This window comes from ANME-2 cluster archaeon, from assembly GCA_019429385.1.
In the GTDB taxonomy this organism is placed as follows: domain Archaea; phylum Halobacteriota; class Methanosarcinia; order Methanosarcinales; family Methanocomedenaceae; genus Methanocomedens_B.
This window is the reverse complement of record JAHYIS010000025.1, coordinates 22,166-41,918: the sequence shown is the minus strand read 5'-3', so window position 1 is coordinate 41,918 and position 19,753 is coordinate 22,166. Positions and strand designations below refer to the sequence as shown.

General features: G+C 45.9%; 16 protein-coding genes. 10 read left to right on the top strand and 6 right to left on the bottom strand.

All coding sequences use genetic code 11. The features are described from left to right. Positions 1-278: 278 nt before the first annotated feature. Complete coding sequence (locus K0A89_09200; protein MBW6518660.1) at positions 279-845, top strand: hypothetical protein; 567 nt, start codon at positions 279-281, stop codon at positions 843-845. A 519-nt stretch (positions 846-1,364) separates the two neighbouring features. Here the strand turns inward: K0A89_09200 and K0A89_09195 are convergent. Next, on the bottom strand, positions 1,365-3,332 hold the full coding sequence (locus tag K0A89_09195) for an NFACT family protein (protein MBW6518659.1): 1,968 nt from the start codon (positions 3,330-3,332) through the stop codon (positions 1,365-1,367). 86 nt (positions 3,333-3,418) lie between these two features. Here K0A89_09195 and K0A89_09190 point away from each other — a divergent pair, with 86 nt between their 5' ends. Further along, entirely contained in the window at positions 3,419-5,122 is a 1,704-nt protein-coding gene (locus K0A89_09190) for an ATP-dependent DNA ligase (protein ID MBW6518658.1), read from the top strand. A 486-nt stretch (positions 5,123-5,608) separates the two neighbouring features. On the opposite strand, the gene pdxT is transcribed toward K0A89_09190, so the two are convergent. Further along, positions 5,609-6,202, bottom strand: a complete 594-nt coding sequence (gene pdxT / locus K0A89_09185) for a pyridoxal 5'-phosphate synthase glutaminase subunit PdxT (protein MBW6518657.1) — start codon at positions 6,200-6,202, stop codon at positions 5,609-5,611. Between the two features lie 137 nt (positions 6,203-6,339). Between pdxT and K0A89_09180 the strand changes: the two genes are divergently transcribed. The 5 genes from K0A89_09180 to K0A89_09160 all read left to right on the top strand — a co-directional run bounded on the left by K0A89_09180 (position 6,340) and on the right by K0A89_09160 (position 10,823). After that, positions 6,340-7,440 (top strand): hypothetical protein, encoded by a 1,101-nt coding sequence (locus K0A89_09180; protein MBW6518656.1) that lies wholly within the window; start codon positions 6,340-6,342, stop codon positions 7,438-7,440. A gap of 84 nt (positions 7,441-7,524) precedes the next feature. Then, a complete protein-coding gene (locus tag K0A89_09175; GenBank protein MBW6518655.1) occupies positions 7,525-8,604 on the top strand; it encodes an ABC transporter permease in 1,080 nt (359 codons plus the stop codon). Positions 8,605-8,615: 11 nt separating this feature from the next. Next, entirely contained in the window at positions 8,616-9,782 is a 1,167-nt protein-coding gene (locus tag K0A89_09170; protein MBW6518654.1) for an ABC transporter permease, read from the top strand. After that, positions 9,775-10,470 (top strand): ABC transporter ATP-binding protein, encoded by a 696-nt coding sequence (locus K0A89_09165; GenBank protein ID MBW6518653.1) that lies wholly within the window; start codon positions 9,775-9,777, stop codon positions 10,468-10,470. Before K0A89_09170 ends, K0A89_09165 begins: the two co-directional genes overlap by 8 nt. 50 nt (positions 10,471-10,520) lie before the next feature. Continuing rightward, positions 10,521-10,823, top strand: coding sequence for a ribonuclease P (locus tag K0A89_09160; protein ID MBW6518652.1), 303 nt, complete (start codon positions 10,521-10,523; stop codon positions 10,821-10,823). A 257-nt stretch (positions 10,824-11,080) separates the two neighbouring features. On the opposite strand, the gene K0A89_09155 is transcribed toward K0A89_09160, so the two are convergent. Further along, positions 11,081-12,034 (bottom strand): hypothetical protein, encoded by a 954-nt coding sequence (locus K0A89_09155; protein MBW6518651.1) that lies wholly within the window; start codon positions 12,032-12,034, stop codon positions 11,081-11,083. Positions 12,035-12,144: 110 nt separating this feature from the next. Here K0A89_09155 and K0A89_09150 point away from each other — a divergent pair, with 110 nt between their 5' ends. After that, positions 12,145-13,656, top strand: coding sequence for a hypothetical protein (locus K0A89_09150; GenBank protein ID MBW6518650.1), 1,512 nt, complete (start codon positions 12,145-12,147; stop codon positions 13,654-13,656). A 151-nt stretch (positions 13,657-13,807) separates the two neighbouring features. Then, the gene (locus K0A89_09145) at positions 13,808-14,680 is read left to right on the top strand and encodes a hypothetical protein (GenBank protein MBW6518649.1); all 873 of its coding nucleotides are present in this window, start codon (positions 13,808-13,810) and stop codon (positions 14,678-14,680) included. A gap of 60 nt (positions 14,681-14,740) precedes the next feature. Here K0A89_09145 and K0A89_09140 read toward each other — a convergent pair whose 3' ends face one another. Further along, positions 14,741-15,343: an ATP-dependent Clp protease proteolytic subunit gene (locus K0A89_09140; GenBank protein ID MBW6518648.1), complete on the bottom strand. Its 603-nt coding sequence runs from the start codon at positions 15,341-15,343 to the stop codon at positions 14,741-14,743. A gap of 295 nt (positions 15,344-15,638) precedes the next feature. Between K0A89_09140 and K0A89_09135 the strand changes: the two genes are divergently transcribed. Further along, complete coding sequence (locus K0A89_09135) at positions 15,639-16,085, top strand: Hsp20/alpha crystallin family protein (GenBank protein MBW6518647.1); 447 nt, start codon at positions 15,639-15,641, stop codon at positions 16,083-16,085. Positions 16,086-16,121: 36 nt separating this feature from the next. Here K0A89_09135 and clpB read toward each other — a convergent pair whose 3' ends face one another. Together clpB and K0A89_09125 are read right to left on the bottom strand one after the other, a co-directional pair. Then, on the bottom strand, positions 16,122-18,716 hold the full coding sequence (gene clpB / locus K0A89_09130) for an ATP-dependent chaperone ClpB (protein ID MBW6518646.1): 2,595 nt from the start codon (positions 18,714-18,716) through the stop codon (positions 16,122-16,124). 79 nt (positions 18,717-18,795) lie between these two features. Further along, positions 18,796-19,602 carry a 4Fe-4S binding protein gene (locus K0A89_09125; GenBank protein ID MBW6518645.1) on the bottom strand — a complete coding sequence of 269 codons (807 nt, stop codon included), beginning with the start codon at positions 19,600-19,602 and terminating at the stop codon, positions 18,796-18,798. Positions 19,603-19,753: the final 151 nt, after the last annotated feature.

The following is a 19,753-nucleotide window of genomic DNA, read 5'->3' as shown; positions in this document are numbered from 1 at the left end:
ATTATAGCCAGTTGACTGAAGAAATGGATGGAAAATATATGGGAGAGAAAATGCCGGATAAGATGAAAAACTGTAATGAAGAGAGCTATTACAGGCCTACGGTACTTAAGTCCGAGGTATAGTGACTGCAAGATGGTGGATTATGCTCGTTTTTTTAAAATTCAAGGACTGATATATTACTTTCACTCCACTCTGGTAAAATATATTTCCCAACAAAATAATCTATATAATACCTCCCAAAAACTGAACAAACTGGAGGCTTGAAGAGGTGAATAAAAATGAACCAAACTCCTAAACAACAATTACGGCAACCATTTGGTTTTTTTATGGAAAACCTATTGGCCAGAACTTTTTTCGAGAGCGGTATTATTGTATATTCATATAAATTCAGTCGTGAAAATTATGATGAAAAATATGACGTTATTTTAAATAATATTGATAAACAAGTTGAAAAAAATAATTTGTATAATATTGATTTGATTAGATGGGAAAATAATGAAATTATTATCAGTGAAATAAAAAGTAAATACGGGCCAAATATTGATGAACCTAGAATTTATTTCACTAAGCTGCAATTAGAAAAATTTTTGATTTTATCTAATGCTGGAAAAAATGTTACAATTTTCATAATGTTTGCTCTTGATACACCAAGATTTGTCGAGATTCCGTTTAATGAATTTAAAATACCAAACTTTGAAAACAAACGAGAAGATAGAATTACTTTAAGAATTCCTTTAAACTATAGAGATACAAGCAAATATGTTAAGCTTCCTGCACATTTCTATAATTATCAAGACCTAGATAGTCTCATTAATCTATTAAAAAGGCTATATAATAAAAAATAAAAATCTCATAGACATCCTTCGAGCATCCTCCTGATGCCTTTCGGACCTCCGGTCCGAGGTCGTTGACTCGGCGTGAAGCATTGTATATTCTCCTTTTTGATTGAACATGAAAAACTAATCAATCGTATCCGTGTACATCCGTTTAATCCGTGTCATCCGTGTTCCGAATCATTTGCACAATTTATACTTTAAGAGAGAACGGAGTGGATGAATTACAATTAAAAATATTCGTCGCATAGCCCTTAGAGGTAAAAACACGATTTTCAAAATCAAGACACTTAAAAACATCAGGTCATGAAATCCTGGACACTCCTGGATTTTGTGCCAGGAGCACCGTACTTTGATTTCTTCGGTTTAATGTTTTTTCCAGCATCCATTAAATGAAATAAGTGCTGTTTCTATTTTTCAATTAGTTCACGAATTTCTTTGTATCTTCCGGCCTTGAAATCTTTCCTGCTCTCTTTAATCTGCTGCAAAAGTTCCGGGTCTGACATAATCTCATGAGTAGAATCCATGAACTCACCCCTTCTTCACTACCCTTGACTCCCCCGGCGGCAGCATCATAGCAATCTTATCAGCCGAAGCGATAGACTTCACCAGCGCCCGGTCCCCGATCATATCCACCAGCATCTTGTAGACCTTCTTGGCAATATCATTCTGGCTGAACTCCCCGGGCTCGACTTCGACTATATACTGCGCCCGCCCTCTCACCGCTTCAGGCGGCCCGCCAAAGAACTTAATCCCGCCTTCGATCCGTATGCCAATCGCAGCCCCCACGATAGCACTCATATAATTGCGCTTGCCCCTGATAATGAACGAACCCCGGGGCACGTACTCGCCCGACTCCGGGGTCTTGGACACCTGTTCTGATGTCACCCAGTAGCAGTCACCATCCACTCGCCCCGACTTCCATACACTTGAATTGGAGACCACGAACCTGGCAGCCTCTTCAAGCGTCGTTTTCGGCACTTCCCTGCCTTCGGTCTTGATGACAACAGCAGGCGAGCCCGGAGCTTCGGTATGGAAGAAGATATCCCGCTTCTCCATGTACTTCTTTACCACATCCTCATTGGTGCCGGCATCCCTGCCGCCCACCACTAAAAAGCCATCAGACGACTCGAACCACCTGAACCTGTCATACCAGCGGGGCTTCACCTTTATCTTACCGCCTTTCCTTTGCTTATCCGGTTCAGCCTTCCTGGCCATCAACTTCTCGGTCTGGAGAATGGCCCGCTCGGCCCCTAACCTCTTGCCCGATATCTTCTTTGCCTTATCGTAAAACAGCTGGGCATTCTGGGGTATGGTCAATTTAATGTCGACCAGTACTTTTTGCCCATCCAGTTCCAGCGTCAGCGTTCCTTTACTCGGGTCTATGGACCTGATGAGTTTAGCCTGCGGTGTATCTGCACCCTTCAGGCGGGCCTGTATCTCATCCCAGCCCAGCCGTTCCCTGGCCTCACTGATGGCCTTTACCGTCTCTTCAATGGTCTGGTAATGGGCATAAATCAGATCCCCGGTCTGCTTCAACTGATCCGCCTGTTTGGCGAACTTCTCGATCGCCTGCTGCTGCTGCAAAAGTCGCCTATCAAGCACACTCTCCTTTTTCACCTCTTTTACCTGTGCAGGGGTTACGACCTCTATTCCTGCGCTGAAATATTCATCCAGCGCCATGTTAAAACTATTAAACTTCAGGGTCTCGAACCCGCTGTATCGTTCAAGCCCGAACGCCACCACATCTACGTTCTTACCATCCTTTACCACGATATGCGGCTCAAGTTTCCCATCCTCGATCGGACGAAAAACTGATTTCAATGCCTCCAATACCCTATCAAAGTCAGACACCTCCCCTGCCACAACATGCTTGTCAATACCGGCCCGCAGGCACACTTCCTCTGCCAGCAGGCCGCCCATATTCAGCCTTGTGGCCAGTGTCCTGACGATATCACTATCAGATTCCGAAAATATATCGGCAAGTTTTTCAGAGGTCATATCAAGCGGTCTGAGCTGTGCCGGTGGCAGTTCATATATCTCGCCCCTGCGCAACGTCCTGTCCTTGAAACTTACCGGTTTCATGGGCTGAATGATACGCCCTTCGTCATCGGTCAGGATGATATTGCCCCTTGCGAACAACTCGGCAATAAGCTTTGTAGTGACGTCTGCACGAATTATTTCAAATTCTATGATGCGGTCAAAGTCATGTTGTGAAATTTTCTTTATCCTGCCTGCCATGACATGCTTGCGAAGCAGCATGGGAAATCCCTGTGGCAGTTGAGGTGCAGCACGTGGATGCTGGGTGAGGTGTACCCTCTTACCCGCCTGTATCACCAGGTTATGCCTGCCCTGTCCGTAAATGTTCAAGGTCATCCGCATTTCATCATAATTGGTCTGGTAGATCTTCCCGATCTTGGCATCCACCAGGCTGAGTTCACCTGTATTGAACTCGGACACAATGGCAGCCACATCCACACTGGTCATTTCCTCTTTCATGAAGCTGTTATTATGGACCCCAGACCCTAAAACCTTATGCAAACATATAGAAACTGTTTTTACTTCATATTCCCGTTAAAGACTGGATGACCAGTTTCCAGGATTTTGCAACTATTTGCCAGCGTATCGAGGACACGTCCAGTTCACTGGATATGACACAGATGGTGGCTGAATTTTTCCAGAAGGTTGACGATGATGAACTTGAGATCGTAGCCAGGTTCATAATGGGCCTGGTATTTCCGGTCTGGAGTCCCCTTCAGATGGGCATCGGTCCCAGCCTCCTGTACACTGCTGTTTCAAAAGCTTCGGGCCTGCCGGTGAAAGAAGTCATCAACCTGGTCCGTGAGACCGGGGATGTCGGACTGGCAGCCAGGGATGCACTGACAGCAGCAAAGAAGGCACAGTCTACCTTTGCAGCCTTCAATCAGGATAAGCCCGGCCTCTCAGTACAGGATGTCTATAGCAGGCTTACTGATATCGCAAATTCATCGGGTAAGGGTTCCCAGGCCGCCAGGGTCAGGCATTTGCAGTTCCTGTTCAGTGTGGTCACATCCTCTGAAGCCATCTACCTGGCCAGGCTCGCCATAGAGGAACTGAGGATAGGGGTGGGTGAGGGAATTGTCAGGGATGCCATCGCTGTGGCTTTCAATGTGCTAAAGGAGGCTGTTGAACGGGCGTATATGATGACCAATGACCTCGGCCTTGTCGCCAGGGAAGCAAAACTCTCAGGTACGGATGGAGTGACAGGACTGGATATCAAGCTGGGTCGTCCCATAAAAATGATGCTCGCACAGGTATCCCAGGGAATTACGGCCGTAGCCGGTGAAATGGGCACGGTGGCAGTGGAATGGAAATTCGATGGAGCCAGGGTCCAGATACACAAGAACGGGGACAATGTGTCTCTTTTTTCGCGGCGCCTGGAAGATGTTACCGCCTCGCTGCCTGATATCGTGGATATGGTCAGGACAGGGGTAAATGCCAGGAGTGCCGTGCTTGATGGGGAAGCCGTAGTGCTGGGCCAGGATGGAAAACCGGGGGCTTTCCAGCAGATACTCAAACGATTCAGGCGGAAATATGATGTGGACAACATGAAGGGTGAGATACCTCTCCAGTTATTCCTCTTTGATGTCGTATACCTTAATGGAGAGAGCTTGTTCGACAGGACATTGGTACAGAGGCGGAAGCGGCTGGTTGAGTGTGTGATTTCATCTGGTACCATGTCGGTGGCAGAACAGATTGTAACATCAGATATCAATACAATTGAAGGCATATACAAACAGGCACTGGATGCAGGTCATGAAGGGGTGATGCTGAAAAATCCGGAATCTCTTTATTCACCTGGCAAACGAGGTAAACACTGGTTAAAGGTCAAACCCCTGATGGAGACCCTGGACCTGGCCGTTGTGGGCGGTGAATGGGGCGAGGGCCGGCGTGCTAATTTCATCGGTTCGTACCATCTGGCATGCATTGAATCCGATACCGGTGAATTTCTGTCTATAGGGAGGGTGGGGACCGGTATCACCGATGAAATGCTGGACGAACTCACGTCCCGGTTCAAGGAACTAATTGTGGTTGAGAGTGGTAAGGAACTTGAATTTGTGCCACAGGTAGTATTTGAAGTGGCATTCGAAGAGATCCAGAAGAGCCCAACCTATGATTCCGGATTTGCACTGCGGTTCCCAAGGCTGGTCAGGGTGCGGGATGATAAGAGTGCCGATGAAGCAGACACTCTTGAACGTATCGAACAACTGAATCTCAACCAGAAAGGGCGGGGTTATCATACTCCATAATACTGGTTTTCAATATTATATTTACGCTGTGAACTCATGGGAATTTTATTTTCACTGACAATATATAAATAGTATGTGAGAATATATAATTATTGTTCGTCCTCAGACGAACCAAGAGTTGAAGTTATACAGGGGTCTTTTTTAACACTATACTCCCCACTCCCACCCCATAAAGCCCCTGTATAACAACTCTTGTACAAAAACAGGGGACATGGGCTCCATATTATCAAATATACATGGATTACATTTGATGAAATGAACGGGTTAACTGCGTTAACTCATCGAAAATTTATTTACTATGACAACATTTAAATACGAAATGCCACATTGTGTCTACGTTCGTTCTCGAACGAACTAAAAGAAGCAGGCACTCGAAAATTTTTTTTCACTCTATACTCCCACCCTTTAGATTGTGTTTGCTTCTTTACATTTATTCATAGACAATTTTTTATTCGTTATCGTGATTTTGGGATTGGACCCGACGTTTTATTTCCCGAGTCCGAAAAAGTACCGGTGTATCCTGAAATCCCCGGTCAGCTCCGGATGAAATGCAAGGGCAATAACGTTACCCTGTTTTGCTGCGACAATATAGTCATCAAAAGTGGCCAGTACTTCGACACCGGATTTAACATTGGTAATTACCGGAGCACGGATGAATATTGCATTGTATGGCGTTTCCAGTATTGATACCTCCAGCGGGACTTCGAAAGATTCCCGCTGACCTCCGAAAGCGTTACGGTCCACGCTCATGTCCATTATTCCCAGAAGATGCTGCCCGGTACGCCTGGCCTGGTCACCGCCGTCCTTTGCCAGCAGGACCAGGCCGGCACACGTGCCCATTATGGGTTTACCTGCAGCGGCAGCTTCTTTAATCTCTCTATCGATGCCCTCGCGGGCCATGAGCCGGCCCAGTGTAGTGCTTTCACCTCCGGGAATGATGATGGCGTCACAGGTGGGAATGGTACCACTGTGCCGCACCGGGAGCACTTCCCCCGGCACTCTCATCTCTTTCAGGGCTCCTTTTGCTGCTGATATATGTTCTTCAACATTTCCCTGGATTGCTACAACTGCGATTCTCATGGTACCATCATTTTTCAATTGGATAAGTATTGATTCTAGGTAAAATTGCCTGTAATCCGTATCACCTAAATAGTTTGACCTTAAATATAATTATTGAAATATTCCAGCCCATTCATTACTTTACGGGGGATAATTAATTGAGTACCTATAAACCATTCATATTATTGTCTTTGATAATCCTTGCATGTATCTTTCTCCCGCCAACTATGGCTGAAGATATTGCTATCATTGATGTATATTCTGATATAGATTCGGCTGACATCACTCTTCATTCAGGGGGGCAGTATACGGATATCACCATCGATGCAGAACTGATCTTTGATAAAAAAGTGATCGCCACCAGGCAATTCTCCATACCAAGCGTTGAAGCTGACTCCGATATTACCAAAGTAATTTCATGGGACATAGCAAACCCAAAAGAAGGCTTCTACCGAACCAGGATGACCCTGTCTATAGATGGTTCCCTGCTTGAGACACAATACTTCAATTTCTCATACGGTTGGCAGGCTCTTCCCGGAATTTCTATCACTGACATCGTGCCTGATTCCAGCGGGATCAGCGTCATTCTGGCACCATATTCTACACTGACCGGTCCAAAACCTGTACTTGCTGACGTAGAATTCATGCTTGTGGACGGCGATACCGTTATTTATCGCACAATGGATAACCGGATAACGGTAGTCCAGGCCACACCCCTCACAAAGGACTGGAACGTACTGCTCGAAAATAACCATAATTATTCAACCCGGGTAAAGGCCAGGATATCATCACCGAGGGAAGCAGTGATTGCCCAGTCTCAGCATTTCACGGCCACTGATGATGCACGTATTACCGAACTGTATCGGGATGAAACCGGGGCAAGCGCAACAGTGCTTGGCAATTCGCAGGTACCATTTAATGGACATATTGTGTTTACCGTCACAAAGGACGACGCGGTCGTTGAAGAAGTAAGGGAAAAATCTCCCCTATTGACCACTGGCGATGATGAGACCATCGAGGTTATATGGAGCCGCAAACTTGCAGCGGGTATATACGGGTTGTCCGTAAAAGTGATGGGGAACGATGGCAATGTACTGGACCGGTGGGATACTGTCATCGAGTCAGATTATAATAATTCTGCTGATGCAACACCTGTACCCACACCTACACAGACGTCCGGGTTTGGTATATATCCGGCAATATCCACATTCGTAGCATTGGTTCTCTTATCCAGGTGGACTGACCGCCGCAACAGGTGATACCGGGTGTATGAACTGTTCATAGCCATCAGGCATCTGACCTCGCGCCGCAGGCAGACCATCTTTTCTATACTTGCGGTCGGGATGGCAGTTTTTATGCTCATGTGGACCCAGGCGCTTATGGTGGGTTTTACCAATGAGATGTATGAAAAGACTGTGGACCGGATGGCCCATGTGACCGTTGAACCGAAGGATGGTGAAGACTACATCCATCTGTACCGTAAACTTGTCGAAGACATTGATAGTATCGATGGAGTGGTGGCCGTATCACCGGTGCTTACCGGGCCGGCAACCTTTGAAAACAAAGGCAAGAACAAGAATGTGGTCATACAGGGTATCCAGGCTGAAGCTCACGATTCCGTGCTTTTTATCAATGATGACATTATCGAGGGTAGTTTCAGGGACCTGGATGTTTCGCCCAACACTGTTGTGGTTGGTGATGACCTTGCTAAAAAACTGGATGTGGAAATAGGCGATACAATCGATGCATCCTTTCCTGAAGCCAACCCTGCAGCCCTGAAAGTGGTAGGCATCTATGACAGCGGTACACCAATGGATGAAACACTGGGATTTACTTCAATGTCCACAGCCCAGGACTTTCTTGATGTGTCCAATGTAGTGAACAGCATTTTAGTCCGTGTGGATGACCGGGAGCGTGCGGAGGCCATATCAGATAAGATAGATACTTTCGGGTATCCTGCTTCAGGTTGGAAAGAGACAAATCCTGAGATAATACAGACACTGAAACTGGAAGGGACGAGCAATAACATAATGATGGTTTTAATTATAATTATTGCATCCTTCGGGATTGTCAGTACTCTCTTTATGGCAGTCATGGAGAAGACTAAAGAGATAGGCATGCTGATGGCAATGGGAGTGAACAGAAGAAGCATTATGATGATATTTATATTGGAAAGCGGTATCCTGGGACTGCTGGGCGCTGTAATTGGCGTGGTCCTGGGTGCGGCGTTTTCCCTCTATATGGGGTCATATGACTATGGGTTTGAAGTTATGGCTGGCATCTCATCAATTCCGTATGTTGTGCGGATACAGGATGCGGTCATTATTGTGTTGTTCACATTCCTGCTCAATCTCATCGCCGGGATATACCCTGCCAGCCGTGCTTCAAAACTTAAGCCAGTGGAGGCGATCGGCCGTGAGTGAGGGGGATTGGCATGTTTGAGTTGAGTGTTGCCTCAAGACATATCAGGTCACGCCGCAGGCAGACGTTATTTTCCATCATTGCAGTAGCACTGGCAGTTGGAATAATTATAGTTAGCATGTCAATGATGAGCGGTTACAAGAGCATCTGGATAGATTCGACAATTGAGAACCAGGCACATATCACTGTACATCCCAAGGAGAACGAGGATTACATACACCTGTACCACGGACTTGAGAACCATATCAATGATCAGGAAGGTGTAGAGGCAGTTTCGTCATATTTCCAGGGTGAAGCTGCCCTGCAGTACAAGCACAACGCAGAAGGAGTATTGCTGTATGGTATCAATCCTGAAGCCGAGAACCGGGTCGTTAACAGGGAAAAGGATATGTTTGCGGGGGAGTTCGCATCCATTGCAAATCCTGGCAGCCGCATTGTCCTTGGTTTTAAACTGGCACAGAACCTTGATGTGGAGATGGGTGATACTGTCACTGCCCAGATTCCCGGGGCAGGGCCGACAGATTTTACCATTACCGGCATATTCCAGACCGGAACGCCAGCTGATGAAACCATGGCATTTGTAAATCTTAAACGTCTGCAGGATTTTTATGGGTCAGGTGATGTGGTAACCGGGATGGGGATAAGGATGTATGATGCTTATGCTGCCGAAGAGATGGCGAATGGGATCGACCGGGAGACCGGCTATGACGCCGTAAGCTGGATCGAACAGAATAAAGAAATACTTGACCTGCTGGCGACCTCGGAAGGCATGATTTATTTCTTTTACATTGTCATCTTTAGCATATCGGGTTTTGGTATCGCCAATATCCTGATAATGATAGTCATGGAAAAGGTTGGTGAGATTGGCATGTTAATGGCAATGGGCACTACCCGGCGGAGCATAATGCTGATATTTTTACTGGAGGCAGGGATTTTGGGTATGACCGGGGTTATAATCGGTTGTGTACTGGGATATGTCGCTTCACTGGCAATTGCATCCATCACGATACCGGTACCTCCCGAGATGTATTTCGAGATGGACCACCTGCCCGTAGAAATAGAACTTAAGAACTTTATCACAGCCGGGATCTTTGCCATGGTCATCAATATCATTGCCGGTGTCTTCCCTGCCAGGCGTGCGTCAAAAATGAATCCCGTGGAGGCGATCTACAGTGTCTGATAAGTATATAATCCAGATAAAGAACCTGACCAAGATATTCGGTGATGGTGTGGAGATAAAGGCCATTGACGGCGTGGACCTCAATATTGAAAGGGGTGAGTTCCTGGCTATTGTCGGTCCTTCCGGTTCAGGTAAAAGTACCCTGCTCAACCAGATCGGTATTCTTGATACACCTACCAGCGGCACTATCCTGCTGGACGGGGTCGATGTCACGAAAATGTCTGATAAACAGCGCTCAATGACCAGGAATAAGCAATTGGGTTTCATATTCCAGTATCATCACCTTCTGCCCGATTTCAATGCTCTTGAGAATGCGATGATGCCGTTGTTGATCAGTGGAGTTAGATCTTCCAAGGCCCGGGAGGTCGCCAGCAAGATGCTTCATGAAGTAGGGCTTGGTGACAGGATGGACCACAGGCCTAACCAGCTGTCAGGGGGCCAGAACCAGCGGGTCGCAATTGCGCGGGCGCTGGTGAACAATCCCAGTATCGTTATTGGTGACGAGCCTACAGGCAATCTTGATTCAAAAGCCAGCGAGAGCATCTATGAACTCCTGCGAAAGCTCAACCGCGAGCACAACCAGACCTTCATACTGGTGACCCATGACGAGCGCATGGCTGAGAAGACCGACCGTATCATCAGGCTCGTGGATGGTCGTATTGCAGGAAACTCTAAAAATCCTGCATAAAAGGCAATTCACCCAAGTTTTTATCAGGTCTGTATATAATTGAGTGTCAGATGCGGCGCAAAGACAAGAAAGTATGGATAAGGGATATGGCTGCCCAAAGAATGGTACGACTGTTCGACCTGGCAGATGAGTCTTTTGGTGATGACCCTGATCTCAGTAGACGATATGTGTTTCTGGCTCGCAGGATTGGCATGCGGCACAGGGTCAGGATGCCATCCCACCTGAAACGCAGGATATGCAAGGGATGCGGTGCCTATCTGGTCCCTGGCGCGAGTTGCAGGGTAAGGGTGAAGGACGCCAGGGTCGTTACTACTTGTTTGGAATGCGGGTATCATAGGCGCATACCGTTTTAAAGGCTGGAAGATAGGATGCAATAATGATATTTCGAAAAATTGATATACTATAAGTATCAATCATTATAATTCCTGCATAGGTGATAAATCATGAGTGACAAAGAAGATTACCGGTGTCTGGAATGCTTCAGGTACGATCCTGCTGAAGACATGTGCGAGATACATTACTGGATAGACCCGTACGAACACGCATGCGGATTATTTATCCCCGATGACCTGCAATAACCCGGACAAAACCCTAAAAATGCGCCTGACTTTCAGTCGAACATCGATTCAACCAGAGCCAATCTTTTTTCCAGGAAGTTGTCGATAGTATTTTCCACATCAGTTAAGCTGGTAAAGCCGTCGTATGTCCTGTCCAGACGCTTTTCCCAGTTACCTTTTACCGCAAACAACACCCTGGCATAGTCTTTCAGGAACTGGAATCTCTTTTGTTCAAACTCTACGGCCACTCTTGGAGTGATAAAGATATGTGTGTATATCTGACCGGTGTCTAACGGAGTAGTGGCCCTATCTGATAGTTCACTTTTGACTGCATTATAGTAATCAATTATGGTTTCACTGACCGTTACAAGTTCATCCATCAGGTCCCATATCTGGTGAACGATGAGTTCAGCGTCCTGGTTTCGCTGGGTATTGCTTTCTTCTTCCAGGATGGTGGCTCCGGCAGCGTTCTTTCTCATAAAAAAGTGCGGGGTTTTCCATTCGGTCTGGAAATCGGCTGTGAATCGGGCTATCTTTTCCAGGTAATAGTCTGTATTAAAAATGTCATCAGGGAGCGAACCCATTTTTCCTTTCAGCGAGATTGAAAGTTGCTCATGGAATTCATTCTGTTCATATGATCGCAGAATTTTACTTTCATGAAGTTTGGTGTAAAGCCCATATTGCTTGATCCATATTTCCCAGAAATGCTTTGACCTGGCTGTATTATCTTTTATCAGGATGAAATTTCTCTCTTTTTCGGTAACTAACCCTTTCGGTATCAGGATATTGTTTATAAGGTCACTGTAAAATCTATCTTCTTCTTCTAATTGTTGCTTTTTCTTTTCCTGGCGGGTTTTTTCAGCTTCTACCCGCCGGACGTTTCCGCTCAGGTAATCCGGTGCATTGTCTGAACTCAGGTCTACCAGTCCTGATGATTCTACCGGTGCATTGTTCTGATCATTTGTACTGTTTGACATTGCCACACTACTAACACTGATTTCACTCATATTAATCCCTTTGATTTCATAGCACGTATCATCATAATATACTATAGTAAACATTCATGTTTATTATCATGGCATCGATATCTATTTAATTGATGCTTCGGAGTTATTACATGGGAATGGAACGAAGAAATATCACGCTGGAGAAAAAGCATCTTGATATCATCTCTCCCCTCCTTGAGAAACACGGGGGTAATATCAGTGCATGCATCAGGGAGATAATAGACTTTACAGACCTGATGATAAAAAATCACGGCAGCCTTGAGAATACCATACGTGATTCGTTGTCTGTTGAGAAGATAGAAAACCAGCGGGTTTTAGTAGACCAGTTGTTGTGGCAGTGGCTGCTTGAGACCAGCCATGGTGTGCTACCGGCCAAGGAGGTGATGGCCAGTCTTATTGAACCGGGGGATGATACGGATCATATCTGGCTTGCCGGGCAGGTCAATGACCTGTGCATCAGGCTTGGATGGAAGACTAAGGTTATATTCAAGCCCCCGACGACATACACTCTATCAGGCGGTAGCGAGAATCAGCGGGAACTTATCTCAAAAATAATCTGTTTAGATCTGGTGAAACATTTTATCGGTATCGAAAGCATCTCCAATACCTATTCTTTGACCAATATTGATGTTGCCAGCAGGAGTTCTGAGGATCATGCTTATGAGGACTGCGTAAAATATCTTGGTTTCATGGACCGGTCTTTAAAGGAGGTTGCACACTCCACTGATTTTTGGAATTCGCTTATTGCGGCTCATATAAATACTAATTATCATATGGTGACCATACACCGGAAGGATTATGAACGCCTGTTATCAGCAAGAGTGGAAGTCAACAGCAATATTTTTTCTGTGTACACCGGACTTCCATGCAGTAATATAAATCTCCAGCGACTATTGCCATTGATAAGATCTATTTTTGAAACATCACGGATAGTGGACAAGATAGAGGTGGACAGGGACATATTGCGGATATTCCATTCATATACGGCTCCAGAAGCCATTGAGAACATAACCGGTACGATACTTACTATTTTAGAGTTGAATGGTTATCACTTTGAAGCAATCCATGTTTCGAGCATCATAATCCTGCAGCATAAAACCGAGATAGAAGGCCGGATAACAGAACTGGTGAATAACCTGCTCAAGGCCAAAGGCGGATTTAATCACGAGTTGCTTACGTTTTTGATGTTACTTGATGGCATCACGGATAAGACCGAAATTTATTCTACTGTGGAAATACTGGGGGTTCGGATGGGGGAACAGATATTAAAGGAATATGGCAGGCAGTTCAATATCTTGGACTGGGATATGGAATCTTTCAAGGAAGCGTTTTCTAACATTGACAGGAAACTTGGCAGGGAGTCAATGCTTGAGTTGATAGACCCTAATGTGATGCACTATGTGGTCAGCAGCTGCCAGATCGTGCACCGGCAGGGGAAGTTCAATAAACATTTATGTAATCTTACCCATGGTTTGTTAAAGGGGGCGGTTAATTATGTTTTTAAAGGTGAAGCTGCTATCCGGCCAAAGCAGACGATTGGTCAGGGGGATAGTCTGTGCGAGTTTTATATTGTACTCCAGAATAGGTTGCCGATGCCTGCTGACAAGTCACACGAATTGTAATGGACCCATTGGACTGTCGGCAGCGAAAATTATTGTTCTCCCAAGTTCTGTTGGAAAAACTTTAAATAATATTGATTTTAATTTTACGATATATAATATATTTACGATATATATTTGATTATCCATAAAATCTGTAAAATTGGTGATAATTATGTTTGATGTGCTATCAAGAAGCTGGGAAATTACAAAAATGAGTTTTGATGTGATCAAAAAAGATAAAGAGTTGTTATTATTTCCCTTTTTCGCAAGTCTATTTTCAATTTTATTCCTGGTAGCGATGCTGGTCCCTTCAATAATCACTTCTTTTATAGAAGAAGGTGTAGGACCTGAAGCGTATGGTATTGTGCAATATGCGGTTCTATTTTTGACATATCTCGGGTTGGCATTCATTGCCACTTTTTTCAATGTTTGTGTTGTATATACCGTGAAAATAAGGTTTGAGGGCGGAAATGCCACGTTCATGGAAAGTCTGAAATTTGCTCTATCCAAGATAGGTCTGATCTTCTATTGGAGTCTTATCTCTGCAACGGTGGGATTGATCTTAAGAATTATTGATAGCATGGCAGAAAAAGCAGGCCCTGCAGGTCAATTCATATTGGGCATCCTTACAATGTTACTGGGACTTATGTGGAGTATTATCACGATATTTGTGGTTCCTGCTATGGTTTATCATGAACTTAAACCTATAGATGCTATCAGGAAATCAGTAGAAACGTTAAAGAAAACCTGGGGTGAGAGTTTGGTGAGGTATTATGGATTAGGATTCATCCAGGCCATTTTACTCATACTGGGAATATTTGGCGGTATCCTATTATTTTTTGCTGCACAAAGCCTGGGGATGTATGCAATGTTAGGTATGGTAGGGATAATTGTATTATATATAATACTGGTAATGCTTGTATTCAATGTGGCCAACGCGGTATTCAATACTGCATTATATGTCTACGCAGACACCGGTTCAATACCAGCGGGGTACAGTCAGGAAATAATGCAAAATGCGTTCAGGAAGAGTAAGAGACGGTAATGATGGCTGAGGGAAAGGCTGGAATTACACACAAAAACAATAGTGTCAACAATAATCCCGTTATTTCCAGTTGACCAGTCCTTCTCCTGGCTTCATGATCCTGTCTATCAATCCATATTTTACCGATTCTTCTGCGTTTAAGAAGAAGTCCCGGTCCGTATCCCTTTCAATGACCTCCATGGACTGGCCTGTATGATTGACCATTATCTGGTTAAGGTGCCTCTTGACCCTGCCTATTTCCTTTGCCCTTATCTCCACGTCCGAAGCCTGCCCTTCCGCACCGCCCAGGGGTTGATGTATCATCATCCGTGCATCAGGAAATGCCAGCCTTTTGCCGACAGTTCCTGCAGCCAGTAAGACCGCAGCCATAGAAGCGGCCTGTCCAATGCAGATAGTTGAAATAGTACATGAGATGCACTGCATGGCATCATAGATAGCTAAACCAGCTGTCACCAGGCCCCCCGGACTGTTTATTAGCATGCGGATGTCGTCTTTAGTATCCAGTGATTCCAGGTACAGAAGCTGAGCGATAACATTTTCAGCCATTTCATCATCTATCTCGCCTGTGAGGAATATTAGATTGTGATCCAGCAGGCGGGAATAAATGTCTACCAAATGTTCGCCATGAGGTGTTTGTTCGGATACGTAAATCGTCTTAACCATCTTGTTCCCCCCTACTCTTCATTCATCCAGTGAAATTCCGGGTGGAATTTTCGGATTTACCTCATTAATATATCTCCTTATATCAATTATGTACTTAATAATGTTATTTTTGTTTTTACATTAAGAAACTATCCTTTGTAATTAGATATTGTTTGGGTCTGGTCTATCAATGTACATAAAGGTTGGAATGGATTACCAGATTGAATAAGATTCCCCCCAGCTTGAGATGAAATATGCACTACACAAAAAAGATTATATATTAATTTGACAAATACTTACAATTGGAGGTTATGTTATGGTATTAGATGATTTCAGACGATTCGAAGAAATGATGAACCGCATGTATGAAGATTTATGGGGAAGACCTTCCAGAAGGTTATTGACATCTGGCGAGAGAGAATATATGTTGCCAGCTCAAGCGAAGCAGCCATTCATAGATATAATCGATAGCGATAAGGAACTGATAGCGACCGCCGAAATACCAGGTCTTGAGAAAGAGGATATCAGCATCAACCTGACCTCTGACAGACTTGAGATATCGGCAGAGACAAAGAAAGAAGAGAAAAAGGAAGAAGAAGGTTACATCTATCGGGAGAGACACAGCGGAAAATACTACCGCGCCGTTACGCTCCCCTCAACTATCGACCCCGATAATGCCAAAGCATCATATAAGGACGGAGTACTTGAAATAAAGATGCCCAAGTCAGAGGTCAAAAAGAAAAAATCACTTACGATCGAGTAACCGTTTAAAAGATACTGTGGATGTTATCCACAGTATCTAATCCCCATTATTTTCCTGTTTCTTGAACACGATCTCACCATTATCCACATCCACTTCAATGGAGTCTCCTTCACCGAACTCCCTGTTCAATATCTTCATTGCCAGTGGGTCCAGTATCTTATGCTGGATAGTACGTTTCAGTGGCCGGGCACCGAACATTGGGTCAAATCCTGTCCGGGCAACATAATCCCTGGCTTTTTCGCTCAGCACAATGTTAATTTTCCTCTCTTTCAAGCGTTTACTCAGTTGGTTAACCTGGATATCCACGATCTTCATAATCTCGGGCAGCTTTAACTGGTGGAAAATGATAACATCATCAAGCCGGTTCAGGAACTCGGGCCTGAATTGAGCCCGTACTGCCTCCATCACCCGTTTCTGCATCTCGACTTCATCATCGCCATGTTCGACTATCCATTGACTACCGATATTGGATGTCATGATTATCACCGTGTTCTTGAAATCCACGGTACGCCCGTGCCCATCCGTGAGCCTGCCATCATCCAGTACCTGGAGCATCAGGTTGAACACGTCCGGATGAGCCTTTTCAATCTCATCCAGCAATATTACCGAATACGGCCGACGCCTTACAGCTTCAGTAAGCTGCCCCCCTTCCTCATACCCAATATACCCGGGAGGCGCACCGATGAGCCGTGCCACCGTATGCTTTTCCATGTACTCGCTCATATCCAGCCTGACCATGGCGCCCTCATCATCGAACAGGAATTCTGCGAGTGCCCGGCCCAGCTCTGTCTTGCCTACGCCAGTGGGACCCAGGAACATGAACGAACCTGTTGGCCGGTTGGTATCGGATATGCCGGCCCTGCCCCTTCGGACTGCATTTGCCACGGCGGTAACGGCCTCTTCCTGTCCAACCAAACGCTGCCTGATGCGCTCTTCCATATGCACCAGTTTTTGCATCTCGCCTTCCAGCATCTTGCTCACCGGGATATGGGTCCAGTTGGATACCACATCTGCTATGTCCTCCTCATCCACCTCTTCCTTGAGCATCTTCTGGTCCTTCTGGAGCTCGATCAGTTTAGAATTTTCACTTTCAAGCCGCTTTTGCAGTTCAGGTAGTTTGCCGTACCTGAGTTCGGACGCTCTCTCCAGGTTGCCTTCATGTTCTGCTTTCTCGGAATCCATCCGCGTTTTCTCGATGTCTCCTTTTATTTTCCTGATGGTCTGGATGGTTTCCTTTTCAAGCTGCCAGTGGGCTTTCATCTGGCTGCTCTGCTCCTTCAGGTCGGATAGTTCCTTATCGATCTTCTCCAGGCGTTCCTTTGAATAGTCATCCTTTTCCTTCTTCACTGCCTGGCGCTCGATCTCAAGCTGCCGTATCTTGCGCTCGGCATCATCCAGTTCCGCAGGCATGCTGTCAATCTCTATCCTGAGCTTTGATGCAGCTTCATCGATAAGGTCGATGGCTTTATCAGGCAAGAACCGGTCCGTGATATAGCGGTGGGACAGTACGGCTGCCGCCACAAGGGCAGAGTCCTGTATCCTGACACCGTGATGCACTTCATATTTCTCGATGAGCCCCCGCAGGATGGATATGGTCTCATCCACCGTGGGTTCATCAACCAGTACAAGCTGGAACCTGCGCTCAAGTGCTGCATCCTTTTCGATGTACTTCCTGTACTCGTTGAGGGTAGTAGCACCAATGGCCCGCAGTTCTCCCCTGGCCAGTGCAGGTTTCAGGAGATTTGATGCATCCATGGACCCTTCGGACGCTCCCGCCCCCACCAGGGTGTGCAGTTCATCGATAAAAAGAATTACTTTGCCTTCTGAATCCTGTACCTCTTTGATAACTGCCTTCAGGCGCTCCTCGAACTCACCCCTGAACTTGGTACCTGCAACAAGGGCACCCATGTCAAGCGCTACGACTTTCTTGTCCTTGATGGTCTCAGGCACATCCCCGCCAAATATACGCAGGGCCAGTCCTTCTGCAATAGCGGTTTTTCCGACACCGGGCTCGCCTATGAGTACAGGGTTGTTCTTTGTCCGCCTCGAGAGTACCTGTATTACCCTGCGTATCTCATTATCCCGCCCTATTACAGGGTCGAGCTTGCCGCGGGCTGCCTGTTCAGTGAGGTCGCGGCCATATTTTTCCAGAGCCTGGTATTTATCTTCCGGAGTCTGGTCCGTAACCCTGGATGAACCTCTTACTTCTCTGAGGGCATTGAAGAGATCATCCTTAGATGCACCGTTCTCTTTCAATATCCGTGACGACACCCCTCCTTTCTCGTCAGCAATGGCCAGCAGTAAATGTTCGGTGCTCAGGTATTCATCCTTAAGCATTTTCATCTCTTCAAAGGCCGCATCAACCACATTATTGACACGCTGGGACATATAAAGCTGGCCTGCACCTGCTACTTTTGGGAGCTTGCCAATTTCGTCATCCAGGCGAGAGATTATTCCGGGTACATTGGCGCCCAACCGTTGAAGTATCTGGAGGGTAAGCCCTTCCTTCTGGTTTATAAGCGCCAGCAGGAGATGTTCCACATCGAGCTGCTGCTGTTTGTTATTTTGCGTGATGTCCTGTGCATCAGCAAATACATCCTGTGCCTTTATGGTAAATCTATCAAATCGCATGGTTGTTCACTCACTTCTTAATGGTAATTTAATAGATTAATAGGTTGCCAAAGATAGTCCGGATGTACCTTCTCCAAGGTCACTTTCTCCCCCCATACCTCCGAACATGCTCCCACCCATCCCGCAGCCCAGAACCTTCCCCCTCATCCCCATATACCGAAACATCCTCCCTCCCATAAAGTACCCTGTCCTCCCCCACCGGGCACACCTTGATGCACACCCCGCACGGTGAAATATACCGGTCGCGCAGTTTCTTGCTGTACCTGGCGCACAGGTCTTTGCGGATAAGCCCGTCGGGATAATCCCCCTCATCAATGGCACCTACAGGACACTTGTGCACGCAGTCCATGCACCGGATGCATAGCTTCTCCTCCAGCAACGGGTCAGGCGGTAATTCGGCTGCGGTAAAGATGGACGTGAACCTCACCCTGGGTCCGTATTCCTTTGTCAGCAGCGTATTGTTCACCCCGAAACTGCCCAGTCCAGCCAGGAAAGCCGCGTGTTTGTGGGAGAAAAATGCCTTCGGGTTGTCGATCAGCACATCAATATCCCCATACCCGTCCCTGGGAACAAATACCGAAGGATGCCCTTTCCGGTTCAGGAAATTGGACAACCGGTACCCGTACTGGTCCAGCAGACTGTTAATGGTTCGGTAGAGTTCATGATAATAGATTGAGGGTGTGGTCTCGATGACGGGCAGGCTCACAGGCAGACCCAGGACAATGACAGAGCGAGCTTGAGGGAAAATATGCCGGGGATGGAACGGTTCGGGTATCCACGGTTCGAATAGAGGTGTGTTCCACCGCTCCACAGGTGCCACACCCAGTAAGGGGATGTCGAAAACAGCACATTTTTCAAGAATCTCATCCTTTAAAGTACTATTGATAATATGAACCACTCATCCGATTATCAAATTCGATTTTAATAACACTACATGTTAAGATAACAATGCGTAAATATCTTTTGAGCGATAGTATCTTTTCCAAATATTTCAATCACCTTTGTCATTGTCCATACGTTGATAATTCCTGCATCAT

Coding starts and splice junctions, on each gene's coding strand:
- K0A89_09200 (MBW6518660.1), top strand. CDS start 279: ATGAACCAAACTCCTAAACAACAATTACGGCAACCATTTGGTTTTTTT.
- K0A89_09195 (MBW6518659.1), bottom strand. CDS start 3,332: ATGAAAGAGGAAATGACCAGTGTGGATGTGGCTGCCATTGTGTCCGAG.
- K0A89_09190 (MBW6518658.1), top strand. CDS start 3,419: ATGACCAGTTTCCAGGATTTTGCAACTATTTGCCAGCGTATCGAGGAC.
- pdxT (MBW6518657.1), bottom strand. CDS start 6,202: ATGAGAATCGCAGTTGTAGCAATCCAGGGAAATGTTGAAGAACATATA.
- K0A89_09175 (MBW6518655.1), top strand. CDS start 7,525: ATGGCAGTTTTTATGCTCATGTGGACCCAGGCGCTTATGGTGGGTTTT.
- K0A89_09170 (MBW6518654.1), top strand. CDS start 8,616: ATGTTTGAGTTGAGTGTTGCCTCAAGACATATCAGGTCACGCCGCAGG.
- K0A89_09160 (MBW6518652.1), top strand. CDS start 10,521: ATGCGGCGCAAAGACAAGAAAGTATGGATAAGGGATATGGCTGCCCAA.
- K0A89_09155 (MBW6518651.1), bottom strand. CDS start 12,034: ATGAGTGAAATCAGTGTTAGTAGTGTGGCAATGTCAAACAGTACAAAT.
- K0A89_09150 (MBW6518650.1), top strand. CDS start 12,145: ATGGGAATGGAACGAAGAAATATCACGCTGGAGAAAAAGCATCTTGAT.
- K0A89_09145 (MBW6518649.1), top strand. CDS start 13,808: ATGTTTGATGTGCTATCAAGAAGCTGGGAAATTACAAAAATGAGTTTT.
- K0A89_09140 (MBW6518648.1), bottom strand. CDS start 15,343: ATGGTTAAGACGATTTACGTATCCGAACAAACACCTCATGGCGAACAT.
- K0A89_09135 (MBW6518647.1), top strand. CDS start 15,639: ATGGTATTAGATGATTTCAGACGATTCGAAGAAATGATGAACCGCATG.
- clpB (MBW6518646.1), bottom strand. CDS start 18,716: ATGCGATTTGATAGATTTACCATAAAGGCACAGGATGTATTTGCTGAT.